At 51.9% G+C, this 13,530-nt stretch carries 17 protein-coding genes; 6 read left to right on the top strand and 11 right to left on the bottom strand.

Annotated features, from left to right (window positions below; all coding sequences use genetic code 11):
* Window positions 1–154: 154 nt before the first annotated feature.
* Entirely contained in the window at window positions 155–1,414 is a 1,260-nt protein-coding gene (locus tag VGS11_04785; GenBank protein ID HEV2119405.1) for an MBL fold metallo-hydrolase, read from the top strand.
* A gap of 6 nt (window positions 1,415–1,420) precedes the next feature.
* On the top strand, window positions 1,421–2,275 hold the full coding sequence (locus tag VGS11_04780; GenBank protein HEV2119404.1) for a hypothetical protein: 855 nt from the start codon (window positions 1,421–1,423) through the stop codon (window positions 2,273–2,275).
* Here VGS11_04780 and VGS11_04775 read toward each other — a convergent pair.
* Complete coding sequence (locus VGS11_04775; GenBank protein HEV2119403.1) at window positions 2,270–2,989, bottom strand: HAD family hydrolase; 720 nt, start codon at window positions 2,987–2,989, stop codon at window positions 2,270–2,272. The two genes, VGS11_04780 and VGS11_04775, sit on opposite strands and share 6 nt — an antisense overlap.
* Before the next feature lies 1 nt (window position 2,990).
* Window positions 2,991–4,259 carry a peptide chain release factor aRF-1 gene (gene prf1 / locus VGS11_04770; GenBank protein ID HEV2119402.1) on the bottom strand — a complete coding sequence of 423 codons (1,269 nt, stop codon included), beginning with the start codon at window positions 4,257–4,259 and terminating at the stop codon, window positions 2,991–2,993.
* Between the two features lie 274 nt (window positions 4,260–4,533).
* Here prf1 and pyrH point away from each other — a divergent pair, with 274 nt between their 5' ends.
* Entirely contained in the window at window positions 4,534–5,214 is a 681-nt protein-coding gene (pyrH, locus tag VGS11_04765) for a UMP kinase (protein HEV2119401.1), read from the top strand.
* 20 nt (window positions 5,215–5,234) lie between these two features.
* Entirely contained in the window at window positions 5,235–5,501 is a 267-nt protein-coding gene (locus VGS11_04760) for a hypothetical protein (protein ID HEV2119400.1), read from the top strand.
* Here VGS11_04760 and VGS11_04755 read toward each other — a convergent pair whose 3' ends face one another.
* From VGS11_04755 to VGS11_04735, 5 genes are all read right to left on the bottom strand, one after another.
* Window positions 5,502–5,942, bottom strand: a complete 441-nt coding sequence (locus VGS11_04755) for a hypothetical protein (GenBank protein ID HEV2119399.1) — start codon at window positions 5,940–5,942, stop codon at window positions 5,502–5,504. It abuts the gene before it with no gap.
* A gap of 497 nt (window positions 5,943–6,439) precedes the next feature.
* Entirely contained in the window at window positions 6,440–7,063 is a 624-nt protein-coding gene (locus VGS11_04750; protein HEV2119398.1) for a DNA alkylation repair protein, read from the bottom strand.
* Window positions 7,064–7,070: 7 nt separating this feature from the next.
* The gene (locus VGS11_04745) at window positions 7,071–7,745 is read right to left on the bottom strand and encodes a methyltransferase domain-containing protein (GenBank protein ID HEV2119397.1); all 675 of its coding nucleotides are present in this window, start codon (window positions 7,743–7,745) and stop codon (window positions 7,071–7,073) included.
* A gap of 3 nt (window positions 7,746–7,748) precedes the next feature.
* Entirely contained in the window at window positions 7,749–7,988 is a 240-nt protein-coding gene (locus tag VGS11_04740) for a hypothetical protein (GenBank protein ID HEV2119396.1), read from the bottom strand.
* A gap of 40 nt (window positions 7,989–8,028) precedes the next feature.
* Window positions 8,029–9,033, bottom strand: a complete 1,005-nt coding sequence (locus tag VGS11_04735; protein ID HEV2119395.1) for a hypothetical protein — start codon at window positions 9,031–9,033, stop codon at window positions 8,029–8,031.
* 410 nt (window positions 9,034–9,443) lie between these two features.
* On the opposite strand from VGS11_04735, the gene VGS11_04730 reads away from it, so the two are divergent.
* Window positions 9,444–10,238, top strand: coding sequence for a ParA family protein (locus VGS11_04730; GenBank protein ID HEV2119394.1), 795 nt, complete (start codon window positions 9,444–9,446; stop codon window positions 10,236–10,238).
* Between the two features lie 7 nt (window positions 10,239–10,245).
* Window positions 10,246–10,947, top strand: a complete 702-nt coding sequence (locus tag VGS11_04725; protein ID HEV2119393.1) for a hypothetical protein — start codon at window positions 10,246–10,248, stop codon at window positions 10,945–10,947.
* Window positions 10,948–10,998: 51 nt separating this feature from the next.
* On the opposite strand, the gene VGS11_04720 is transcribed toward VGS11_04725, so the two are convergent.
* From VGS11_04720 to VGS11_04705, 4 genes are all read right to left on the bottom strand, one after another.
* Entirely contained in the window at window positions 10,999–11,568 is a 570-nt protein-coding gene (locus tag VGS11_04720) for a hypothetical protein (protein ID HEV2119392.1), read from the bottom strand.
* A 95-nt stretch (window positions 11,569–11,663) separates the two neighbouring features.
* A complete protein-coding gene (locus tag VGS11_04715; protein ID HEV2119391.1) occupies window positions 11,664–12,122 on the bottom strand; it encodes a hypothetical protein in 459 nt (152 codons plus the stop codon).
* A gap of 79 nt (window positions 12,123–12,201) precedes the next feature.
* Complete coding sequence (locus tag VGS11_04710) at window positions 12,202–12,780, bottom strand: hypothetical protein (GenBank protein ID HEV2119390.1); 579 nt, start codon at window positions 12,778–12,780, stop codon at window positions 12,202–12,204.
* Window positions 12,781–12,839: 59 nt separating this feature from the next.
* Entirely contained in the window at window positions 12,840–13,442 is a 603-nt protein-coding gene (locus VGS11_04705) for a zinc ribbon domain-containing protein (protein HEV2119389.1), read from the bottom strand.
* Window positions 13,443–13,530: the final 88 nt, after the last annotated feature.

Below are 13,530 nucleotides of genomic sequence, written 5' to 3'. Positions count from 1 at the left end.
GCGAGCGGATTGAACGTCATTTCTCGTACCTCTAGTTCAAGCGCTCCTACAGTTGCGCTCGTTCACTTTTTATTGTAGTCTTTCAAACCCGTTCATTCGTAGCGTGAACAAGAATTTCTCGCGATAATTCATCTCACACTGTTATGGTGAACGGATGAAGATCAGGTTCTTGGGTGCCTGCCAGGAAGTAGGCAGGTCCGCATTCGCAGTAAGCGTCGGTAGCAAGTATCTGGTTTTGGACTATGGCGTAATGGTGAATCATCACGTCGGATTTCCGATGCACATTCCTCCGAAAGAGGTGGAGGCGATTGTTCTTACCCACGCGCACTTGGACCATGTCGGATCGGCTCCGATATTTTACATTCACGGAGGCGTTCCGCTTTATGGCGTTCAGCCAACTTTCACGCTGACCAGTCTGATCATCAAGGATTTCCTGAAGCTCAGCGGATATTATGCGCCATACGAGTTCATGGATCTTCAGACGATGCTGAAGCACCAGCGCGAGCTTCAGTACCACCAGTCGATCGATGTTGGAGACGCGTCCCTGACGCTAGTCAATGCCGGCCACATACCAGGTAGCGCTCAAGCCATAATCACTTCGGAAGGGAAACGGTTGCTGTACACAGGCGACTTCAACCGTCAACCGACAAGGCTCGTCGACGGCGCAGACCCCGGTAACTACAAGGACCTGGACGCGATCATCATCGAAGGAACCTACGCGACGGAAGACCACCCGATACGGGATGGTTTGGAAAAAGAGTTTGTCGAGAAAGTAACGGAAGTGGTGGAGGGAGGCGGGACGGTCCTAGTACCTGCCTTCGGTGTTGGCAGGTCCCAGGAATTGCTCTCGGTGCTCTCCGCCTATCATTTCGAGCATCCGGTTTTTGTCGATGGAATGGCCTTGGATGCGATGGAGATGCTGCTGAAGTATCCATCATCTCTCAGGGACTCGTCCGTGTTCGAACGGGCCAGCAAGATGGCTCATTGGGTCGATGGCTGGAATGATCGGAGGCGAGCTGCAAAGACCGCGGGCGTGATAATATCGCCGGCGGGGATGTTGAAAGGGGGCGCGTCTGTCTTTTACATGGAGAATGTTGCTGCGAAGAAGCAGAATGCGGTGTTTATGGTCAGCTTCCAGGTGCCCGGCAGCCCGGGAAGAATCTTGTTGGAGAGGAAAAAGTTCGTCATTCACGGCAAAGCCCGACCGGTGGACGCTCGGGTAGAGAGGTTCGATTTCTCATCCCATGGGGGCCGACGAGAACTCGAACTGACACTTTCCGATCTGGATAAGAAGACGAAAGTGTTCATTGTGCACGGGGCCGAGGGAAACTGTAAGAAGCTTGCCGAGTGGGCGTCCAAGGAACAGGGTTTGGACGCGAAGGCTCCGAAAACGGGCGACGTTATCGAGATCTAGGGCTCCATGGCAGAGGAAGAATATAGGGCCTTCAAGCCGCGCCCACGCCACCTCTATCCCGTAATTCTCAGCCTGGCTGTTACAGGTGTTTTGGGATATCCGATCTCAAAACAGGGCGTTCCCCAACTTCAGGTTACGCCGTTTCAGGGCGATACACTGGGCTCCGCTGGTCTTAACGCAGTCATCTTCGTGATCGCTCTCGGCGCAAGCGCGACGGCAATGCTTCTCCTTATCAGAAGAGGCAGAATGAAATTCATTCGATCGTTGATCAAAGCCGCAGTCCTCATTGTGTCGTTCGCAGTAGTGTTCTGGTACGCGTCTTCGATCTTCTTCCTGATTCCAAACCCTCCGTCAGACCCTCTACTCTCAATTATTCTCCTAGGTGTTTCTGTGGGAACAGCGGCGGCCATTGGCCTCACAATATTTTGGAGGGGGCGAAAGTATCAGTTGATCGGTGTTACACTTATCGGGGCAATGACAGGAATTTTCCTGGGCTACTCGATCGGCCCCGTGACCGCGCTGGTCTTGGTCGGAGCGCTCGTCATCTATGATATTGTCGCGGTGTTCCGCGGACCCGTGGGAGCGCTCGCGAAAACAATCGAGGAGGGTGATCTGCCTGGAGCCGTTTTTACCTACGGTGAACTAACAATCGGGATGGGAGACATGGTCTTCTACTCACTTGTGGCTACCACGGCGCTCGTCTCTTTTGGAGGCATTATCTCGTTCTTCGGCGCCGCTATTGGGATATTGGCGGGAACCTTTCTCGGATTCAAAGCCTTGTCGAAGTACGAGATGTTCCCCGGCCTCCCCTTCTCCTTGTTGCTGGGAGTGGCCGGAATGCTTCTTGCGAGTTACCTATAGAGACGTTAGGGTATCGGATGCCTCGGCGAGACTTGTAAAGTGGTAATCGGCAATGCTGTCGGTAACCGGTCTCTTTGAAACCAGCACTGTCTTCATGCCGGTGATCGTGCCTCCCCAGACGTCGTGTCTCTCTGAATCGCCAACGATCACTGCCTCACGAGGCTGCAGCTTGAACTGCGTTAGCGCATAGAGAAAGATTCCAGGGTCAGGTTTACGGATACCAACAAAGGCCGATGTTACGACCGTGCGGAAATAATCTAGGAGACCGACTTTTCGCAGGATCTCCACTGCAACTTCATGAGAGGATACATTCGATATTATTCCGAGTTTGATCCTTCGTTTCGAGAGTCTCTCCAATAGGCGCTTTGAGTCCGGAAATACCATTGCATTTTCAGCCCTGGCGGATATGATTATCTTTGTCGCTTCCTCCGTCAGGTCGTCGGGCTCTTCGCCGAGTGCTCGTCTTAAGAGCTGTACCATCCAGGCCTGAATTGGAATTTCTACGTGATGCTTGGAGCGAAATGCCTCATTCACTTTGTATCCTTGCTTGTAGATCCTGAAGAGATCGGATGGGGATTTGTGGCGAGGTAGGATCTTGCTGATCTTCTCTAGCGCCTTCATTGTAACCAGGTTATCTTCGATGTTTTGTGTTACGAGCGTTTCTCCGAGGTCGAAGAATACCGCCTTAGCTCGCGCCGTAATCCTCTCGCTCAAACTAGCTAGCAGGATAACGTAGAACCGCGGCAACCTTTCCAAAAGCGTCGCGGAGCATTCGTCCCTCCTCCGTCTCTTCTGAGACTACCTCGACCTTGCTTCCGCCCTTCTCCGCGTAGTCGAGGAAGCTGTCGATTATGTCGCTGTCTTCAACGACTTCGAGAGTTGTTCTGCCGCACTTCTTGCATGGTCGTGTGGCCAGCTCGTTCTTGAGAGCGTGCGCCTCGTACCTCGTGCCTCGGAATTCTTCTATGTTGCCACAGTTCTTGCATTTGAGTACGAGTCTTTGACCCTCCAGCTTCTCCGATATCAGCAAAGTATCAACAACGCCTTTTTCCAGATATTTCTGGACTTGTAGTTCTCCATACACTCCTTTGCCTGTTTCGTGTCCGAGTTCGTAGAGGAATTTCTGGACCATCTGCTTCTCCTCCTTGTATCGGACCCCTTTCAGGATCTCGCTGCTCTTCTCGACAACCTCTTCGACACCTGCTTCGCTCGTATAGCTTGTGTCGACGACTGAGAGCACTTTCTTCTTCAGCGTGTACTGTAGGTATTCTCCTTCGGACCAGACGTATTTGGTGGGTCCGGGTCCACCGATGATAATTCCTTTGAGGTCAGGTATTGCAAGCATGATATCGTTGAAGTGTTGACCGACGCGCTTGTAGTAGTCATTGGCAACCTGTTCCCTGATACGTTCGAAACGTCTGGCCGATTGTCCACCCGCGCGGCTCTTCCCTGGTATTCCTGACGTGAATGATTTGACGATCTCGACCCTGCGTCCCTTGAGGGTTGCAACAACTGCTTCTGTCCCGTCGATCACGATTATTCCGTAGGTGTCTTTCTCGACAACGAGCGCGAGGAGAGGTTCGACATGGAAGCGAGCGTCGCACCGATAGAAGCCTACCGTTATCGGCTCTGGAGGGGTAAGAACGTAGATCTCCATCCTCTCACTTCCAAGACCATTCTGGGGAATCATTCCTGCGAAGATCACCAAGCCTGTAGGCGGTGGTTCCTTGAACAATCGCAGGCGCTGCATCACCCGCTCTATGGAGTCTTGGACCGCTTGGCGGGTAGTGCGTGACTTGATGTTGGATGCTGTGCCGGCTTCTTCTCGAAGCTGACCGAGGACTTCGTGTATTCTCCTGTCTGGGGGAACGTATAGGCTAATGAGTTCTGTTCCTCGACCTTCTTTCCGTGCCAGTTGTTCCAGGGTTCGTCTGAACTTAAACTGGGCAACCGAGTCCGATGCGGACATAACTGAGCTCGTCACTGGCTATTCCACCTCCAGCGAGAAAAAGTAAGGACCCCGGCCTATGGTTCTAGCCCGTCTCGTTCACATTTTGGATTTTTTCTTCTTTCCTGGATTGTGCTTCGCGCAGGTGCTACACATCTTGTTGACGGGTCCTCACATGGCATAGGTGGGTTTTGCGTATAAAACGGTTTTTCCGAGATCTGGGTTACACTACAGTCTCTGATTCAAGGTATTCGACTAGATTCCCCACTTCTAATATAGTGACGGCTGCAACGTCGAAGATCGACGGATATTGCGGGCGGTTGTCAAACTTGGTGGCGCGTTGTTTCACCGCGAACCAGACGTGAAAGCTATCAAGGACATGGGTAAGGTTCTGGGAGCTTTCGTCGAGAAAGGGAATCAGCTCGTACTGGTTGCGGGGGGAGGGGAGACCGCTAGAACGTACATTGGAGTTGCAAGAAAGCTTGGCGCGGAAGAGTCGACCTCTGATCTCCTCGGAATCCAGATTACCAGAGCGAATGCTGAGCTGTTGCGACTAGCGCTGGGTTCGATAGCATCGTCACATATTCCGATCAGCTTGTCTGACTTGCCCCATTATGTTGGGCCAGGGAAGGCTGTGGTTATGGGCGGATTGCAACCAGGCCAGTCGACCAATACAGTTGCAGCACTTGCGGCGGAGATTACACGGGCCGAACTCCTCGTCAATGGTACTGATGTCGAAGGGGTCTATACTGAGGATCCGAAGAAGAACCCGAAGGCCAAGTTGATCAGATCTGTCCACGTGGACAAGCTGCTGAGCTGGGCGATGGGAGGAGAAGTCTTTGCGGGCCGCTACGAATTGCTTGACCCGCTGGCGATCAAGATAATGCAGAGAGCGAAAATACCTACTCGATTCGTGTCCCTCGGGGACCCGAACAATATCATCGCCGCTCTGCAAGGCAGAGAGATCGGAACCAGGGTGGATTACTCGTAACAGGCGGAGAGACGTTGAGATTGGTTGATCTGTTTCAATCGAAAGCACAAGTCCGATTGGTGGAACATCTGCTCCAGAATAGACAGAAGGTCTTCAACCAAGCAGGGCTTGCCCGAGTACTTGACGTATCCCCGTCAACGGTTGCAAGAATTGCCGAGCCGTTGGTGAAATCCAAGATCCTGCTCTTTGAAAGGTATGAGAAGGGCATGAAGATTTTCGCCTTTAACTTGGAGGCGCCTGCAGCGCGGAGCCTGGTCGAGTTCTACGAGAAGATAAGCGCACTCTGATTAGCTGAGTCTAACGACAGAGTAGGTGAAGGTGCTGCCTCGGGAAGACAACAGTGTTATTGTGTAAGAGTTTCCTGTCGCAAACGTGAACGCGCCTCCCGTGTTGGTGCAGAGGCACGATCCAGATATCAGAAGCTGGGCTTGTCCCAATGCTGTTGGAGCTATGGATGGCGGGCCGGTCCAGGCAGTCTTGGCGTACTGGCTAGAATTCGAATTCTTAACATAATATCCTGTCAGCGAGATTGGCGCTCCACCAGTGTTTCTCAGGTATAGAGTTACGTTGTAGGTTGGGTTCTGCGGCCCAAAGCTAGAGAACTCCATGCTAAGAGCTTCCTTCTGAAGATTCGGCGCCTGCGTCAGCGCCCCGAAGAGCCCAGTCGCATATACGAAGACTATGCCTGATGCGGCTACTACTATGACGACCATTAGGAGCGAGGCCATGATAGTGTCAACTGCTCGCTTGTTTCTAACTAGGCTTCGCAACATACGCTCTAAACGCGCTCCTGAGGATAGGTCTGCAAGAATCATTGAACGCGCGCTTGGTCAAATGCTCCTATCGTAACCCTACCCCGGGCCAACCGGGTAACAGGCTCGCCGATCTAAGCATCGAATTGGTGGCGTAGGCTATCGAAGGTCGAGACTGTGTTCAGGGCTCTGAAAGGCTAGATGCAGACGTCACGAAGGAAGAAGCGTCCGGGATTGGTGGGTGAACGTGGAATTCTCCGTGATTCAGGAAGGGCGCGGCGCGGGAAAAACAGACCCCCCGGGGGGTCAATATTTAGTTAACAGAAAGAAATAGTTACAAGAAAATCAAAGCGACAGAAAAAGCGAGATTCTTAGGTAGCCAGGTAATAAGTGGTAATCGCTTATTATTGGCGTCATCTGCTTCTGAGCAGCCTCTTCTTGACTTGTGGGCTTTTCAGTTCTCTCAGCGCGTCTCAGGCAACCCATTTCGCTGCTCCGGAATCCATTTTCTGGATCTTGAGAGCAGTAGAAACAGATGCTTTGTTAAGCTTTAGATTTCGTTTGCCGATCTGTCTAAGGGCCCAGTTTACGGCTTTCTTGACAAAATTTCTCTTATCAGAAGCTCCACCAATTATCAGGGGGAGAAAGTCGAGGAAGACTTGGTCTTTCGCTTTCTTGTCATGAACCGCTAGCTCCGCCATCAGGACAAAGCCCGCCCTCTTCTCGTACTCTTCTTCTCGTCTGCACCATTCCTTAGCCTTCTCAATGGCAAACGGGGTCTTGTCGAAGAGATTCCCGCAGGAACCGTCAACAACATCCCAAGAGTCGAAATCTTGAACCCATTTCTCCATCTGGCCTATTGTGACTTGTTGAGGATCATCAATCATAGATGCTAGGAGTCTAGCATCGTGCAGTCCAGTTTCCCAAAGCTGTATTGCGAGCTGGTGGTCTCTTCCGATCTCTCGCGCTAAGGTTCGGAGGGCAGGGACCGAGACCCCGAAAGAGCTGCTTGACTTGATTCCAAACCGGGCCATGCCCTCGACTGCCTTCGGGTCGCCCATCGACCTGAGCCGGTTTACAACCTCTTTGGCTTCCAAGGGGGATCTATCCTTGGTCGGGTACGCCGGGTCCTATTCTCTTGTACAGAAAGACCAGCCAGAATCGAGACGTGGCCTTGCCGGACCGTTGGAACCCGTTCTTGACAAGAAGTTTATCGACTGAACGCAAAGGATGGAGGTACAAACGGAAACCGGTTTTTCTCAACTTCTCGACCAGATTGGCTAGCCCTATTCCAGCCCTCATCAGGGGTTTCATCAGTCCTTCGTTTCGTGGAACAACGAAACCTAGCAATTCCTTGGAGGATTGGGAAGCGGTCTTCAGTAGCGAGTCGGCGTCAGGATAACAGCAGAGAACCTTGTCCATAACGACAATGTCAGATGCAGTGGGCTGCATGGAGGCCGCGTTCGCGACTTCGAACTTTACTCTTTCTTGAAATCCGGATTCTTTCGCGAACTCGTTGGCTTCGTGAATCGCGGCGGACGATAAGTCAACACCCACACACAAAGAGGCTCCATGTCTGAGCGTCTCCAATGCAAAGAAGCCTGTTCCGCATCCGATATCAAGAATCGTCTTTCCCGCCAGGCCATTCCTGGCAAGGATCTCCAGAAGCACTTCGGTGCTCGCCGTTAGGCCCTTGGACTTGTATTTGCAACAGCGATCGTGGGCCAGATCGTCGAAAGTCTCGGCGATTTTCTTGGTTTGAATAGGGTCTGAGGTCATACACTAATCGGAGCTCTGCCTCGAGAACTTCCCTGTGACTATGAAAACAACATCTGCCTCAGGAGAGACCGTTTTCAAGACCTCTCTAACCCTGTTCTTGACATCATCTGAGTCTTCTTCCAGGTAAATGGTTAGGCGGCCTTTTGGGATGCCTATCCCGCTGACCCCCGGTAGCCGCAATATCTGCGAGGATACCTTTCGTTTCAGGTCCCTAGGATCAGGGCTGGTCTGGGGAGGGCCCAACTATCTCAGGCTAGGGCGTTGGACTTTCCTTCACTTGAACCTATCCTGCAAGCTGGATCTGGAGAGCCGTTAGAACATCCGAGATATGATTCGCAATGGTTGACTTAGGTGAACCGCCGAAGAGTAGGCCAGTTGCCCTTCCTAATCCTCTGTCGACAATGAGCGATCCGGAGTCCCCAGCGTCTGAGAACATCTGTCCCATGTCGGGAGAGATCAGAATCTGTCCTTGAAAGGTTAGGGTCCCGACATCATACTGAATGTTGACATCGGCGCTTATGTCGAGCACAGAGCCGGTGGTGTAGCCTGTCGTCCGGCCGACCTTGTGGACCTTCATTCCATCCGTTGCGTCGATAGGTGTGGTGGTTGCGAGCTTGCCGACCTTCGGCAAGATCGTAGGATCTGCTTGAACGGCTTTGTCGATTGCTGCTATGGCACAGTCGACACTGTTGCTTCCACGGGGCGAAAGCGGCACAGCCTTCGACAGAGTCGCAACCTGATCGATTGTCTGGTTCCCCTTGTCAAGGAGAGCAGGTTGGAAGATCGCGGTTCCAACTGGAAGCTTGTCCTCGTTGGCGAGGACGTGGTTGTTGCTGAGTATGTATTGGGCGCCTCCGCTTTTCACGATCGCGCCCAAAGTGCCTGCCTCAACGAGGTTTCCGATTGGGGGTGGACCAATAGAGGTTCCTGGTCTGATTGGTCGGAAGCGGTCTCTAGGGGTGGTTGGTGCTGGTGGCATAGTGAAGGCTCGGAACCGGCCTGTCTCTACAACGTCCGTCGGGACACCGCGGATTATCGGGGGTACCAGTTGTGGTTGTGGAATCTGTGCTTTGGGAAATTTTCTGTTCACATATACTCGAACCGCGTCGGTCGCTGTTGGTTGTCCGCCTTTGATCTTCTTTCCTATCCCTACCCCGACAATGTTTAGGTCAAGCTGGTAGGAGACTGCTCTGGTCGAGTAGGCGGCGCGGGCGCTATCGGTCAGGAAGCGGGTGGCCGCTTCCTTCTTTGCCGTCGCTAGCTGCGTAGGGATGTTTTCGCGGTTCATGAAATCGGAAAACGGGCTTTCTGCTGATTAAAACTTCGTTTACAATCGGAACTTCCGGATCGAAACCTGGTCAGGGGTTTCAGGGGATGACATCGAAAATGGAACGAGATGCCGTATTTCCTGGACGATCTGAGATTTACATGAAAGTGCGAATCGTGGGATCCTCATGCCCCGCTTTTTGTATCGAGGAATGGTATTTGTATTAGCTGGCTCGTCCATCACTCATCTATTATCTAACAACATGCCCTGGCGTGGCGCTTCGCTGGTAATATAGTGTCGAGGGCAAATCATCGAAAGTTCGAAAGCACCGATCACTTTCTTGCCAAATCTGATCGCATTTTGATGTCAGGTGCAACTTGATCTGCGAATGAGTTTCTTACCAACCCATAGACTACGGGCTCTCTCCAGCTATGATCCTAAGCTTCGCAAACAACAAGGGAGGAACCGGCAAGACCACAACAGCCGTCAACCTCGCCACCGCGCTGGCACAACTCGGAAGAAGAGTCCTGCTAGTAGATCTGGATCCACAAGGGAGCGCTACGGTCAGCCTGGGCTTCCAGAAGTCCAAACTGCTCTACACGGTCTACGATGCCCTCGCCCAGTCGAGAAAAATGGAGGAGGTAATGCTTGGGACGAAGGTCGAAAATCTAACCCTCGTGCCTAGTAACCTGGATCTTGCGGGAGCAGAGGTCGAACTCTCCTCCATCCCTGGTCGCGAGTTCGTCCTTAGGGAGGCTCTCGCGGTTGCCAAGCACAAGTATGATGCGATTCTGATCGATTGCCCGCCAAACATTGGCATTCTCACCGTTAACGCGATCGTTGCGTGTGACCTCATGATCGTTCCCGTTCAATCTGAATTCCTCTCCATGGATGGCCTGCCGACACTGTTGAAGTTCATGCGGATCGTAAAATCGCGGGCGAAAACCGACTTCGATTATCGAATACTGCTCACGCTCTTCGATAAGAGAACGGGATTGTCAAAGAAGGTTGTCCAGCAGCTCAGAACATCGTTCGGCGACCATATTCTCAAGGTCGTGATCCCGCGTTCGATCCGGATGGCGGAAGCTCCCAGCAAGGGGATACCAGGTCTAGTCTACGCCCCTCGAAACATGGCCTCCGAGGAATACCGGCGCCTCACAAAAGAGCTTCTCGAAGGGTCCCTGGCGGAGACGGTTCTTACCAAGCTTGGATCTGCAGCGGACTGACTGATCGTTGGCTAACGGCCTCAACGGCGTTAAGAGAAAACGACGGCCGGCCCAAAAGGGTGTACAAGCAGTATTCACCGCCGACGTTAATTGGAAGGGACGGACCCAAATTGCCATCGGCCTAATTGCAATCGGATTCGGCACCGCCGCATGGGTCTATTCCTCTCGGGGCCTCGGAGAATTGGGTGTAGGAAATCTGATCCCGTGGGACTCGTCAGCCTCTGCCTTTCTCCTCCCCGTTTCCATTCCACTGCTGATAGGCGGAGTGGGCCTCTGTACCTACTACTTTACAATGAGGAGAACCTGGCGGGCTAGCAGCCTGATTGAATCGGCACTGTACGAGCTGGAGGCTCTTGTCGTGCAAAGGAGCCTCTCTTCTGGCTTCCCTGAAGCCGTGGCTGCAATTGAAGCGAAGCCAACCGGGAGGAGGCCATTCCATCTGCCCTCAAAGGCCCTTGCGATCGCGCTCGTCGAAGCTGTTGTCATGATCATGATCTACGGTGGCATTGTGCAGGAATATGGTTCGAACGTGAATATGCGGAACTGGGTTCAGGCCAATTTCGCCCCGGGAGAATACCTTCTCAACTATTATGGGGTCCTGATTCTTGCTGGGGTCTTAGGGGTCGCGATATTCCAAATAATACCGAGAAGCCTTCAAGCAAGGAAACTCCAAGCTCCGTTCAGAGCACCGTCTAGGAAGGAGCGATAGCGTCCGGGCCGTGAAATCGGGACCGTGATCTGTTCAGGCCCGAGAATAGCTCTACGATTCTACGATCTTGGTCTGAACAACTCCTCGGAAAACCTCCAATGCATCTGTGGCGTATTCTTGAAGGATTGTCTCCCTCGTCTGGGTTTGTCTTCTTGATTTGAGATACGCGCCCAAGGGTACCATGTAAAACTTGATCGCGGCATCAAGGTTTGAGTTCTGTTTGTAGCGCATCTCGAAGTCGTACACTTGAAAAACTTCCCTTTGCATTCTCATTGTCAACCGAACAAAGAAATCGAATTTGCGAGGCTTCTGCTTCTCCTTCTTCAGCGCAAGCGAAACAACTGCCTCATGGGGGATTGTGATGTTAGCAGTATCCGCGGCCAAGGAATCCATGCTGGTCTGCTCATAGTCTTCGAGGGTCTTTGGTACCACGTCGGTGATCAGCGCGGTTCCGTATGTTATCTCGCGACGAAGCCAAAAGTTGCCTCTCGTATTCTTCTGACGAATAAAGATCGATCGACGATCAGTCACTAGAATAGCGTATTCTTTTGGACTTACCTGGTCCGGCACTATGACCCTGTGGATCAATGCGAGCCTGCTCTCTAGTGTTGAACTAGCCATCTTTCACAGTCCAATCCTTCGTAGTCCGGTTCTTAGAATCCAAACCAGATGGCGTAAATCTCGTTCCTTTTACAAGCTCTACAATTGTTCAATTTCTAATTGAGTTGTCCGCTTAACGCTTGATACTTTCTTGCGTCACGCAAAGTGAAGAAGACGTACAAGAGCCATGCTAGCAACGCCACAACGCCGACAGACGCAAGCCCGATTGTGAAAAGTATCAACGCTGGTTCTAACACCAGGAAAAGAGTGCCAATGAGCCAGAATAGTGTCCCTGTTTGCATACTCGCGCGCTTCTCGGCGGAGCTCATTTTCAAAACGCCGATCCTATAGCAGAATAGAATACAAATGCTGAACGAGAGAATCGTCAGGACTACTGCACCTAGAGTAATCTGGAAGAGAACAGGGTCGATCTGGCCCGAGGCATATCGCGGGAAGAGGAAGAAGAGGAGGAAGGTGAATACGGCAATGGTTGATCCGAGAACTGTTCCTGCCCGGTTCACATTCGCCGCAGCAAGGTCAAGGTCTGACCATAGATTATCTTCGGCGTCTGACACTTGCTCTCGTCCTCTGCTAGAAACAGGATCGAAAGAGTTGGCTATTTAGGTGCTCGAGATTTGTGCCGCCTTGCCAGCATCAGATTGTTTTTCGAAGAGTTCGAATGTACTTGAGGTAAAATAAGTTCAGAGGAATGAACGTCGCCAAGACGGACCCTATTCCGACGGTGAATTTTGCATCCCTTGAAGCTAAAGACGTGAGCAGGTAAATGGATGCGAAGCCGGATGCTAGGAAAAGCTTGTACCACTTTCTAACACCGGTGACCGAATCTCTCCTGTCAAGCATCAATCTCGGCGTTAATGCCACGCTGCCCCAGAAACTGAAAATGCCGAGCTGAAATGTTATCGTGAGTAAAGGATTCGCTGCAGGATTACTCCATGGAGAAAGTCCGATAACTAGCCACTCTATCATCAGCCCTATGGCACCGGATACTAGATAGTAATACGGGACGGCCTTGGATTCGAGCGTCCTCCTGTCTAAGACTCTGCCAATTTGACGAACTACTATCAGAAATGGAACGAAGGCGATGAACGTTGGGATGAGCCAACCCACAAGGTTTCTCTTCAAAATGCCTTGAGTGATGAATTCCTCAAGAAACGCAACGGCAAGGCCGACAAGATAAAACCTGATTCTCACGCTCATACGATAGATCTTCAACGGCGTGGAACGAGCTCATCTGAGCCAAGAAGAAGACGTGGAAGATAGGCGTGTTGATACTATGTTAGCTTGTTGCCGCAGTTCTTGCAATACCTAGCTTCTGTAGGGTTCAGTGTTCCGCAGGACACGCAGGAAGCCGATGTCAACAATGCTCCGCATTTGATGCAGTGTTTTGCGCCCGCGATAAGTGGGGCGCTGCACCTTGAACATTTACCGATGTTCGAAGACTCTTCCGGAGGTTTCGGTGGTGCGAACGCGCTAGGCGAGAACACGTCTGAAAGTATTACGACATCCCCGACTGTTGCGATCTTCTCATGTCCCAGTTCGAACTCGCGTGGCAAATCCCTTTCGTCCAGCAGGGTCTTGAATTGCTCCTTGTCGACAGAAAGGACGAATGATCTCACATCGCCAGTTTCGTTTGAGATTGCTTTTCGGACCCGGCCGACTATCATTCCATGGGAATCTATTACCTGGAGGCCGTTGATGGCTTCAATCCTGGCGTGCGCGTCCTTGAGGAGTGTTGGTTCAGTGGGACGGTCGACGTATTTCTCGCAGGCGTAGCAGTACCATCGTTTCTGGTGCGTTTTGGTCCGGATGAATGTGAGCGATTGAGTACAATCTGGGCATCGTGCCTTAGGTTCTTCCTCGAACATGGTGGGCATACCGGATTTCAAGAAATAGTCTTGCCGGAAATTGCCAATAAGACCATTTTACATAGTTAACATCTTCGCCAAGTGAACAGAATCTTCT

Source organism: Candidatus Bathyarchaeia archaeon, from assembly GCA_035935655.1.
Classification (GTDB): Archaea; Thermoproteota; Bathyarchaeia; order 40CM-2-53-6; family 40CM-2-53-6; genus 40CM-2-53-6.
This window is presented reverse-complemented; position numbering and strand designations above follow the sequence as displayed.

Coding starts and splice junctions, on each gene's coding strand:
- VGS11_04785 (HEV2119405.1), top strand. CDS start 155: ATGAAGATCAGGTTCTTGGGTGCCTGCCAGGAAGTAGGCAGGTCCGCA.
- VGS11_04780 (HEV2119404.1), top strand. CDS start 1,421: ATGGCAGAGGAAGAATATAGGGCCTTCAAGCCGCGCCCACGCCACCTC.
- VGS11_04755 (HEV2119399.1), bottom strand. CDS start 5,942: ATGGCCTCGCTCCTAATGGTCGTCATAGTAGTAGCCGCATCAGGCATA.
- VGS11_04745 (HEV2119397.1), bottom strand. CDS start 7,745: ATGACCTCAGACCCTATTCAAACCAAGAAAATCGCCGAGACTTTCGAC.
- VGS11_04735 (HEV2119395.1), bottom strand. CDS start 9,033: ATGAACCGCGAAAACATCCCTACGCAGCTAGCGACGGCAAAGAAGGAA.
- VGS11_04730 (HEV2119394.1), top strand. CDS start 9,444: ATGATCCTAAGCTTCGCAAACAACAAGGGAGGAACCGGCAAGACCACA.
- VGS11_04720 (HEV2119392.1), bottom strand. CDS start 11,568: ATGGCTAGTTCAACACTAGAGAGCAGGCTCGCATTGATCCACAGGGTC.
- VGS11_04705 (HEV2119389.1), bottom strand. CDS start 13,442: ATGCCCACCATGTTCGAGGAAGAACCTAAGGCACGATGCCCAGATTGT.